Consider the following 10,393-nt stretch of genomic DNA (forward strand, 5'->3'; position numbering starts at 1 on the left):
AGCTCTGAAGCTTCCTTTTCAATTCTTGCTGCCTCGGCAGGAATGCTTTCTGTCTTCTTTTTCCTGTTTTCATCAAACTGTGCTATCATAAGTGCCTCCTTTTGTTCTCCTAATATGAATATAGGTTTTTTCAGGGAAGTAAATGTTTTCTGTACAGGAAATTTACCATGTTTTTATGAAGATTTAAAGAAAGATTATCTTTTCGCGTGAAATCCGTGATCCTTGATAGCTCGTCTGTTGTAAACAAAAACATCATCTTCTCGCTCATATACTTCTCCTCTTTAGATTTTTTAATGAAAGGCAAGATTTTGGTTAATAGTATCTTTGTTTACAGGTTCTTAAGCATATATTCCTGCAAGTTCTGTATGCACTCGATCAGCTCGTAAACTGCTACATACATATCGACGCAGGCTTCGTTTAGCTCGTTCCAGTCATCTTCCGTCCAGTGGTTACTTGTGTATTCCTTTGTCATCTCATTAAATCTTTCAAGTTCTTTAAGCGCCTTGTCTAACTTAAACTGCATATCATGTCCCTCCATAGAAGCGATTATCTTGCCTTTCACTAACTATGTGGGACACGGATATGCCTAATCCGAAGATGGGATAAAAAGTTTTTATCCTTAAATTCTCCTGCTGCTTCGGCGCACTTATGCAATACTTAATAATATAAAATAATTTATTTATGTTTTTGTATTGCATTATTCATATTTTCCCCGATATATTATAAGAGGGAGATAGTATCTGCTTAATTTTGTATGAAAGGATTTTGATTATATGGCGCAGTTTTTAACCGAAGATGAAGTCAGAGATGCCGATAAGTTCGCTCTTGGCTTTAATGAAAAGGAAAAAGGTATTCAGCAGGGAACAGGGCAGATTACCACCTTTAATCAGTTAGGCATCAAGGGTGTATCGGATAAACCTGATGGATGGTATATTCCTGATAACAAAAATGCAGTAGCTATTCTGCTTGAAACCAAAAATAGTAATGAGGATATTGGCACTAAAAAGATTGTCGATGAAATTAAGAAAAACTGTCAGATTCTTATGAATGCAGGGTATAAGAAAGTCGTTGGCATTCTTCACAACGGATATAAGTCTGCAGGGTTCTTTAATAATGAACCCATTGATATTCCGAATGAAATTCAGCCCAAGAAATTTTATATTGATTTGGTGAATGAGCAGGGAATCCCGACACAGAAGATTTATGATGTTACTCGTAGCATCAACAACAATCTTCATGTGAATTTCGGTGTTAAGAACCTGTATCATCGTATGATTTTCACAGCTTGTGCATTGGTTGCTCAAAGATATGGAGCAAGGCTTGAAAGTCTGAAAGATAGAGATTTTTCAATGCTTCACGGTCAGATTTTAAGCACTATCAATAAATCTTTGGAAGATAGCAAACAGCAGAATATGAAGTTGCATATTTTGGAAGACGTTTATCAGAAGATTGAGATGAACTATACCGAAAATCAGAAGGCTATCAATGATTTTATTGATGATGTCTGTACTATATCTGATTGCGTCAATTCTAACGAATGGCGCGGTGAAGATGTAATGGGTATCTTTTTCAATGAGTTCAACAGATATAAAAAGAAATCTGAAGCTGGACAGGTCTTTACACCTGAACATATCACATCATTTATGTATCGTCTCATTGGTGTCACACAGAATGATTATCTTGGAGATTTCACTTGTGGTTCAGGTGCATTTCTTGTTAAGGGTATGTCTAATATGATGCGTGAAGCAGGTGGCTATGATACTAACAAGTCAAAAGAAATCCGTAAAGGTCATCTGTTCGGCATTGAGTTCGACAAAGAAATCTATGCTCTTGCCTGTGCAAATATGCTGATTCACAAAGACGGTAAGACCAATCTTGACCAGAATGATATGAGAACTGATTCAGCGTGTGAATGGATTAAGTCAAAACCCATTACAAAGGTTCTAATGAACCCGCCTTACGAAAACAAATATGGTTGCATGACCATTGTTGAGAATGTTCTTGATTCTGTTAAGGCAGGAACAGATTGTGCATTTATCTTACCTGATAAGAAGTTGGAAAAAGCATCTAAAACACAGATTAAGCGTATTCTTGAAAATCACACACTCACGAAGATTATCAAACTGCCCGAGCCCTTATTCTTTGGCGTAGGTGTTACTACTTCTATCTTCGTATTCAAGACAGGACAGCCTCAGAATGGACAGGAAATCTTTGGATGCTATATCGAAGATGATGGCCTTGAAACTGTCAAGAATGAGGGCAGACAGGATATCAAACATAAGTGGAAGGCTATCGAAGATTATTGGATTGACAGTATCGGTAAACTTCGTGATCCCAAGCATAACACAACACAGTGGATAAATCCGAATGAACATCTGTCATATCAGATGCCTGAAAAACCTTTTGAAATTTCAGAGAAAGATTTCAAGAAGACTGCTATGGATTATATCTGTTTTAAGAACGGCATTGATACTAAAGAGTTCGGTGAGAAACTGCTTAATGCTGCTTTGTATGGTAGTGAAGTTACATCTGATAATACTGGCGTTAATATCAAGATCGGCGGTGGTTCAAATGATTGATGTAAGTGAATGGGGTAAATTTGACATTACTAAATTATTTGATATGTCTTTACCTAAAGGCGATTTGCAAGTCAAAAAAGTGGAAGATGGCGATATTCCGCTAATAACGCCAAGTAATTCTAATAACGGTATGCTACAAAGAATATCTAAACACAGTCCAAGCACATTATATGATAAAGGCTCATTGACGGTTGACATGTTTGGTAATGCTTATTATCAGGAAGAAGATTTCTTTGTAACTGCTCATGGTCATGTCAATGTGCTATTGCCAAAGATGCCTTTAAATATTTATACTGGAACATTTTTAGCATCTACAATCAGAACTATGTTCTTTGATAAATATGGCTTTAATGAGATGTGTACACAAAAAGTTCTGAAGGCGGAATCTATTTGGCTTCCTGCCACATCAGATGGTAAGCCTGATTGGGACTATATGGAATCTTATATGAAGGCTGTAATGGAAGAATCTGAAAAAAGCCTTGAGAATCTAAAAAAAGCCGATGACACAAAGCATCTGATTGATGTGAGTGGATGGGGTGAGTTCAGAGTTGGTGATTTGTTTGATAAACTTACTCTGAAGTGCTTGAAAAAGGATTTTAATAAGGCTATTGATTGCTCTGAAGAACAAACGGATGAATTTTCGTTACCACTCACAAATGCAAAGCATTTTAATAATGGTATTCAGTTTTATGGTCGTCCTGATGATTGGGAATCTGCTGAAATGACTATTGATATTGTGAGTAACGGAGCAATTGCCGCAGGCGATGTGTATGCACAGCCTCAAAGAACAGGCGTATTATGGGATTCATATTTAGTGAAATGTAAGTATGATATTACATCGGAACTTGTCTTACAGTATATGTCTTGCGTTATTCAAAGATGCGTAAAACAATACTTTGGGTGGGACGATAAATGCACTTGGGATAAAGTTAAGGAGCAAATAATTCGTCTTCCCATCACATCAGTAGGCGAACCTGATTGGCAGTATATGGAAGACTATATGCGAAGAATAATGGATAAGTCAGAGCAGATTATATCTGATTTGCAGATTGGAGTGTGAGTAATATGGCAAGACCGAAGACAAAAGATGCAGAAGCAAGGTCATTCAGAATCCGTAAGGATTTAGGAACAAGACTTGATGAATATTCAGAATGGAGTCATATTCCGAAGACTGTTATTGTTGAACTTGCTCTTGAAGAATATCTGAATAATGTTGCTCCTGTGAAAAAGACAGCGAAATTGATAAAGAAATAGCAGAAAAAATACCCCCAACATCTTTACGATGAAGGGGGTTTCGTTATTTACAGGCTTAACTTAATGATATTGCATTGCTATTTATACTGATATTATGCATGGTTTTTTGTAATGTCTAAATCTGTTACTTTTTACGCTTTGAGATCACCATGACCGTAGGCCTTAAAGTCTTCATCCGCTGCCTGTCGGCATCTTTTTTTCTTCTTCTCTCTTCTTCCCTTTTCTGTTGAGCGAGAGCTTTTTCTTTCTTGGCATTTGCCTCGTCTTCCTGCTTTTTATAGTCAGATAAAAAGGCGGCGTAGCTTTCCTCAAAGGTCTTTTCCCTTCTTGTACAGAATTTTAGAAAGCCTTCATTTCCAACTTCCTCTGCCATTTTAAGAATATCAAGGTCAGAATGAGTGATAAGAAGAGACTTGTAGAGCTTTTCCGGATTATTCCCGCAGGTCCTTATAAAGTTTATATCTTCTTTTGACCAGGGGTTTTTGCTTTCCCTAAGTGCTGAGATCTTTTCCTCCACGTCTTTAAGTGAAAATTCCTTTAAAAATGGAGTAACAACCACCTTTTTAGAGTCATATCCGCTTAACAGAAACCTTGCGTAAGTCTTATGAAGGGTGTGTTCCAAAGGAGTTTCGCCAAAAAACCCTGCCACAGCCTTCTTTTTATCCATGTAGTGATCACCAAGAAGGACCATGCTGTCTTTTTTCTTTTCAAGCCTTGCATTCTGGATATGACGGGAAAGTTCCTTCTGAGTTACATTCCCTGTAAGCGCCTTGCCACCGAGGATGACGGTGTTTGACGATTTTTTGCCGTATGAGGCGATGTAGCTTTCAAGATATGACTTAAAAACACCCTGCCTTTTTGTGATCTCGTCCTCATGTTCTTTGTCTGTGATGCGGGTCTGCTCAATACAGATATCTGTAAGCCTTAATACGGAATCCGCAATATCCCTGTCCCCGGCATTTATCTTTTCTGTGAGCTCTGAGGGAGACTTTCCGGTATCCAGAGTGTGCATGTATGCCTTGCATATCCTTGATACAAGCTTTGGGGATATCCCCGCAAGGTCTTCATCGCTTACTTTTTCCAAGGAAAAGATGTAAGGACGAGCCTTCTTTTCTTCCTTTTTCTCTTTAGCCTCTAATGTTTTGGGGTCAATATACTCAATACCAAGGAGCTCTGCCCTTGCAATGCACTCTTTTAGGCTGTGGCCCTTGATATATCTGTATATTTCATTGCCGTATTTTGGATAATACTGTCGCAGCTGTTCATCCTGGAAGGAAGTCCAGCCACTCTTGTTTAATGACCTTATCTTGTTAAATACGGAGATCCACTGCCTTGCATAGTCAACAACTATTGACTGGCTGCAAAGGGACTTTACACGCTCGGCATAGTAATGGCGCCCCGTATCATCAGTGCCCTTCCTGCTGTATATAAGGCTGTCGATGTTTGAAACAAAATCATACACCACAGGGCGGCCTTTTGCAGACCAGAGAGCTGTAAGAACCTGGCGCTCAAATATGTTGATTGTGGTCGTTCTTCTGAGGATGACAACCGTGTTTGTACCTTCAGGGATAGCTCCTTCATTGAATTTTGATATGCAGACAAGGCTTGCCTCGTCAGCTTCGTTATAAGCTTTCAGAGCATCCCTGTTCTCCTTATCGGGTTTTGTATAGTTGATGGCATAAACCTTGCCATATCCCATCTCCTTTGCCAGTTTTTCGGCGTCTTCACTGTCCTCGATGGTAGGGACAAAATAGACAACCTTCCTGTCGCCGTCTGGTATATGCTTTTTAATGATCTCCTTAATGCCTTCTTCGTTTACCTGCACAAGCCTTGAATCCGATATGATACCTCTTGCAAGACTTGATGATGCAATGAGGTCGTCTATGTCCTTTGGAAGGCTGTACAGAGCAGAGATATAGTCAAACTGGGGAAGAAGCTCCTTTTTTATGGCATCCTCGAAAGATATGCCATTTATCTTATGCCCGTCAAAGACCGAGTAGGCAACATCTTCAGCATCATCTGAATATCTCTTTGTATGGGTGGTTATCCCAAATATCTTTGCCGTTCTGTCTTTAACGCCTATTATTCTCTCGATATTAGGGAGATATCCCCTTGCCCCGGTATGATGTGCTTCATCGAAGATGATAAGGTTGTACGGGGCACAGAAATCACAGATATCGTCAGGATTTATTCCGGAAAACTGCGTGTAGGTGACAAAAACCATGTCCTTTAAGATATCCGGAGTGTCATTCCACTGTCTGTTTATGTCATAAGACTGCGAAACAAAGAGCGTCCTGCCATGTTTCTGTACAAGATGCTTTACGAGTTCCTTTTTCCCTATATTTGTTGGATTTTCAAAAACTGCCAGGTCCCATTTTGAAAGCGCCTCATCTGCAAGTGTCTGTACAGAGGATATATAGTCTACTCTGGCATTAGTGGTCTGGTTAATTTCCATATTTTACAACCATCCGTTCTTTTTGTAGTTTTGCAGCACATCATTTACTGCCAAATACATCTTAGTTTCTTCTATCTCTATATCCGCCATATCTATTCCTCATTTTCTTGTGGCTCAAACTACCTTGTACTTGTCAAGAATCTGCAATATATCAGCTGTATTTCCTATCGGTCTGTACTCTGAAATATCGTTTTCCTCGTAGTCATAATCCTCAAAATACTCGCATATATCGCAATGTCCGTACTTGGCTTCAATCTCGGCTCTTATCTTGTCAAGGACAGGCTCTTGCTCAAATAACCCTAAATCTTCAAAACACTTGATAAGTTCATTATGTTCATACCAGGTCTTGCCATCTTTTAACAGACAACCACAAGCTGTTAAGGCATATATAAATTGATCTCTTGTCATTCCTCTAACCCTCTATGATGTGAACAATAATCATTTTCAGTAGTTGGTAACGCTACTTCATAAGAATCTTCCCAATAAGTGCAATATCCACATGTTGTGTTCTCCCCATATAGCTCTTTGCATATTTCGATATTTCTCTTGTTCCGATGTTTTCTAAAATGTCTACACGTTCCACAAGTTTTAGAGTGCATCTTTTCTGTTGGCTCTTGCTCTAGTATATTAATTGCCCATTCTCCGACATCCTTTCTAACCTGTGGATTGATTATCTCTCCATCAATAATGTCTTTCAAAATGGCTATCTTTTCTTCTCTTGTCATAACTTATAACACCTCTCAAGGAATAACCTTGGCTCGGTTATTCCAGATTGATTGCACTTGCGGAATTGTGGCTGTTGGTGTTCTTACTGCACATTGCTTGCAAATTATAAACCATTTAGGAAATTTCTCGGGTGCATTCATGAGCCGTAGATCCTGTTCATATCGTGCATCACCACCGCAGAACGGGCATGGTTTCAATGTTTTTTTCATCACTCATTCTTAATGTTTCTCCGTTTGTCATTTTGGTCTCCCTATCTGGCGAATTGTAAACAGCCCTGGTTATCTTCGGGGATCAGTGTCCCACCATATAAGCTTTTGCCCGCAGTCGTGGCAGGTATCTATTTCATGCGCCGCTTTGTAGCTGTATAGAGCTCTGCAGTTCGGACATGCGTAAGGGGTCAAGAAGCCACCAGTGGCGATGTATTTTGTCGGTGTACATAGCTTTTGCTTTGCCTTCTTCAACCTTATCCTTCTGTTCATTTTGATCCTCCTGGGTAACTCCTGTATTATATTTAAAATATGGGATAAACTGTGGGTTTGTTCGGTTTCTGTATAGGTTTTTTGTAAAGAAAAGAGCGGTTACCCGCCCCTTATCTTTTAGAACATTCTATTGATTGATGCCAATATGTATGCGTATACATCTATTGCCATCCAAGCCAGAACGATCAGCATATGCCCCTCTTTAGATCTCTGCATAGTTCCTTACGCAGAACTCAAACACGTCAACAAGTTCCTTGCAGTCATCTATATCAGATTTATCAATCCTTCTTTTAAGGAAAGACTCACCTGTATAGCTCCTGCATACCGCATTGATGAAAAGAAGCTTTTTAGCAGCTCTTTCATACATCCGCTCAGAGCGCTCCTGGCTGTCACCCTCAACAGAATTAAATGCTGAGAATGAACGGTAGTAGTTTACTCCGTCTGCGATGTATGCCCTGTGAGCCATCTTTGCTACTTCCCCTATCTCCATTGCAAGGGTTGTTTCCTGACCGCGATTTACCCCTACGATCTCCTCTGCATTGTTGTAAAGGAAGTTTTTAAGTGTCTTTGTGTCGATGAGGGCGTATACTGCCTCAAGTTCTTTCTCGAAACTTCTTGCTGCATTTGTCTGTGTCATAATTCCCACCTTTCTGCGCATTAGGCGCGCAAAGAAAAAGGGAGGCATATTCTTTTATGCTCCCTTTCAGTTAATTGTTATGTCTTAAATATGGATTATTCGCAGGGGAACAAAAACATTCCCTTTTTATACACTTCTGGATACGGGGTATTCCCTGTAGGAGAAGAAAGAACCCCGGAAGATATCCTTGGATGTGGGATATGCACAGGTGACTAAAAATGGCGTAGACATATTATGAAAGCGAAACAGATTCCAAAAACGCATCAGAATTTGCCGCCAAATCGCCCCGAAAAACATTTTGGCGATAAAATCCTCGTCTGTGAAAAAACAGAGGCTAAAATCGAAAAATATGAAGATTTTTTGCTCCGGGAATAAAGATGTTAAAAATCGCTGTACAGAAAATGAACTTGAAAACAGGATATCCCATATTCTAATCAAAGACAGGGAGATAAGAAAGGGTGATGAGCCGTGGATCTCTTATGAAGTTCGAGTCTTCATATCTTCCCTGTGTGGAATGTAGGCAAATGTAAAGCCGCCCACATGGCGTGGGTGTCGGGTAATAAGACACTGGCCCAAGCAGATGATGCGTCCTCGACGGAGGAGCACTGATGGGACAGAAAAGCAAAACCATGAGCTTGAACTGCGACGGCAGATGAAGAACATGCAAGTAGCTTTAAACGGATAAATAACCGAAACTGATGGTTCAAGTCCATCCGTTCCGCCTTTATATCTCCGCTCCTCCAAGCGGCGCTACGACGGTAAACCTCCTAATTACCACCTTGGCGATACAAAAGGGATAATACCTCCTTTCATTTTGGTTTCATGATTACGCCAGACCACCTTCGCAGGCAAGCCCCTGCGGGGGTGTTTTGGTATATAGAAAAAGTCCCCGACCTGGGGACTTTTTGTTTGGCTTTTATCAGCAGAAGTTCTTCTTTATCAGCTCGCCGATATTGAAACAGATATCCTTATCCGGTTCAAGTAGTGATAACCTTGTCCTAACAAGAAGGTCTGCTGTTACAGGAGTGGCATCCTTCAGGGCGCTTACTACTGTATCTGCATACTTTGTATCATAGCCATTCTTCTTAAGGAGTGTTTCCACGTCCTTTTTGCTTATCTTTGATAGCTCCGCAGCCTTTGGCGGATTCATGGAAGCCTCAAAAGAAGGTTTTAGCTTTGCCACTGGTTTTTTTGGAGCGGGCTCTCCTGCCTGCTTTGCTGTCTTCTTCTGTACAGACTCTTTTGCCTTCGGGGTATCTTCGGATGTTTTATCCTTCTTTGGCGCGGGAGCTTTTATAAGGTCTTCATCATCCTGCATGGGAGCCATCTTATCGGCCCTTGGCTTTGACGGCCTTGCCGATCTTGCCGTCTTTTCATCAAATAGACCGGATAAGACCTTATCATTTGTGAAAAGCCTTGCAGTTTTATCCAGGGCGTGGATGGCCCCGAGCCTAAAAGCGTACTCTGCTTCCGAACCTGCCCCTGCGTAGATCATCTCGAAGTCGCCTTTTATAAAACCGAGCACTGCGACAGGAACGGTTTCTTTTTCTGTTGTAAGTATCAAAGTCTTCCCTTTTTCCGAAAAGATGCTTTTGTCGGGTATATATCCGTCTTTTAATACGATTATTTTGTTTGACATTTGTTTTCTCCTTATCACGTAAAGATCATTTTTCTTGCATTTGGCTTTGTCGCATTCATGTTGTGGCGCTGCCGCTGCTGCTCTTTTATATAAACGACCTTGCCGTTTTTATATGTTCTCTGGTGGGCCCTTACAGACCATGTTGCGCATTTGTATCTTCTGATGCTCTCCATAGTGTGGGCTTTTGGCTTTACTTCCGAGAGTATGGTGATCCCGTTTATGACATGCTCTGTCCTTTTGTCCTCGCCGGATAAGGCGGACGGCTGATAACTGGCCTTTACCCTGCCACTGGCCTTCTTTGGCTTTTGTGTCCTGTTGTTGTTAAGGGAGAGGATTGTGTTGATATGTTTAAACATGTGCAGGATAAGCTCAAGCTTCTGAGCCATAAAGTCTTCGGCTTCCTGCTCTGTTTCTTTTGGCATATACATCATCATCTCTGGAACAGGAATAAGTCTGGCTACGGTCTTATCGTCTGCATAGCCTTCTGTATAGGCTTTAATATCGCTAAGCGTAAGTGTTTTGGCCTCTTCAGTAAATGATGACACGAGATATTCGACGGATGTTGCGTATCCGATATCGTTGTCTTTATCTACTATCTCTGCTTCTACGGATATTTCATGCCCG

General features: G+C 40.5%; 12 protein-coding genes and 1 pseudogene. 4 read left to right on the plus strand and 9 right to left on the minus strand.

Going from position 1 to position 10,393, the window contains the following annotated elements; all coding sequences use genetic code 11:
* On the plus strand, positions 1-210 hold a 210-nt coding region (locus J6I68_RS08305), incomplete at its 5' end, for a hypothetical protein (protein ID WP_292219490.1).
* A 118-nt stretch (positions 211-328) separates the two neighbouring features.
* Here J6I68_RS08305 and J6I68_RS08310 read toward each other — a convergent pair.
* On the minus strand, positions 329-523 hold the full coding sequence (locus tag J6I68_RS08310; RefSeq protein WP_292219492.1) for a hypothetical protein: 195 nt from the start codon (positions 521-523) through the stop codon (positions 329-331).
* 250 nt (positions 524-773) lie between these two features.
* On the opposite strand from J6I68_RS08310, the gene J6I68_RS08315 reads away from it, so the two are divergent.
* Genes J6I68_RS08315 through J6I68_RS08325 form a run of 3 tightly spaced genes read left to right on the plus strand, consistent with a single transcriptional unit; the run spans position 774 to position 3,833 of the window.
* On the plus strand, positions 774-2,579 hold the full coding sequence (locus tag J6I68_RS08315) for an HsdM family class I SAM-dependent methyltransferase (protein ID WP_292219495.1): 1,806 nt from the start codon (positions 774-776) through the stop codon (positions 2,577-2,579).
* Positions 2,572-3,639 (plus strand): restriction endonuclease subunit S, encoded by a 1,068-nt coding sequence (locus tag J6I68_RS08320; RefSeq protein WP_292219498.1) that lies wholly within the window; start codon positions 2,572-2,574, stop codon positions 3,637-3,639. Before J6I68_RS08315 ends, J6I68_RS08320 begins: the two co-directional genes overlap by 8 nt.
* Before the next feature lie 5 nt (positions 3,640-3,644).
* Positions 3,645-3,833: a hypothetical protein gene (locus J6I68_RS08325; protein ID WP_292219501.1), complete on the plus strand. Its 189-nt coding sequence runs from the start codon at positions 3,645-3,647 to the stop codon at positions 3,831-3,833.
* Between the two features lie 124 nt (positions 3,834-3,957).
* Here the strand turns inward: J6I68_RS08325 and J6I68_RS08330 are convergent, their stop codons facing one another.
* The 8 genes and pseudogenes from J6I68_RS08330 to J6I68_RS08360 all read right to left on the minus strand — a co-directional run.
* Positions 3,958-6,288 carry a DEAD/DEAH box helicase gene (locus tag J6I68_RS08330; protein ID WP_292219504.1) on the minus strand — a complete coding sequence of 777 codons (2,331 nt, stop codon included), beginning with the start codon at positions 6,286-6,288 and terminating at the stop codon, positions 3,958-3,960.
* Between the two features lie 114 nt (positions 6,289-6,402).
* Positions 6,403-6,696, minus strand: a complete 294-nt coding sequence (locus tag J6I68_RS08335; RefSeq protein ID WP_292219505.1) for a hypothetical protein — start codon at positions 6,694-6,696, stop codon at positions 6,403-6,405.
* Positions 6,693-7,013, minus strand: coding sequence for a hypothetical protein (locus J6I68_RS08340; protein WP_292219507.1), 321 nt, complete (start codon positions 7,011-7,013; stop codon positions 6,693-6,695). Before J6I68_RS08340 ends, J6I68_RS08335 begins: the two co-directional genes overlap by 4 nt.
* Positions 7,014-7,028: 15 nt before the next feature.
* Positions 7,029-7,223 (minus strand): Lar family restriction alleviation protein, encoded by a 195-nt coding sequence (locus tag J6I68_RS17420; protein WP_442861724.1) that lies wholly within the window; start codon positions 7,221-7,223, stop codon positions 7,029-7,031.
* Positions 7,224-7,292: 69 nt separating this feature from the next.
* Positions 7,293-7,493 (minus strand): hypothetical protein, encoded by a 201-nt coding sequence (locus J6I68_RS08345; protein ID WP_292219508.1) that lies wholly within the window; start codon positions 7,491-7,493, stop codon positions 7,293-7,295.
* Between the two features lie 202 nt (positions 7,494-7,695).
* Entirely contained in the window at positions 7,696-8,130 is a 435-nt protein-coding gene (locus tag J6I68_RS08350) for a hypothetical protein (RefSeq protein ID WP_292219510.1), read from the minus strand.
* 919 nt (positions 8,131-9,049) lie between these two features.
* The gene (locus J6I68_RS08355) at positions 9,050-9,769 is read right to left on the minus strand and encodes a hypothetical protein (RefSeq protein WP_292219513.1); all 720 of its coding nucleotides are present in this window, start codon (positions 9,767-9,769) and stop codon (positions 9,050-9,052) included.
* Positions 9,770-9,783: 14 nt separating this feature from the next.
* Positions 9,784-10,393 (minus strand): annotated as a pseudogene (locus tag J6I68_RS08360) (hypothetical protein); the annotation flags it as partial.

The sequence above is a fragment of the Butyrivibrio sp. genome, assembly GCF_017940685.1.
Classification (GTDB): domain Bacteria; phylum Bacillota; class Clostridia; order Lachnospirales; family Lachnospiraceae; genus Butyrivibrio.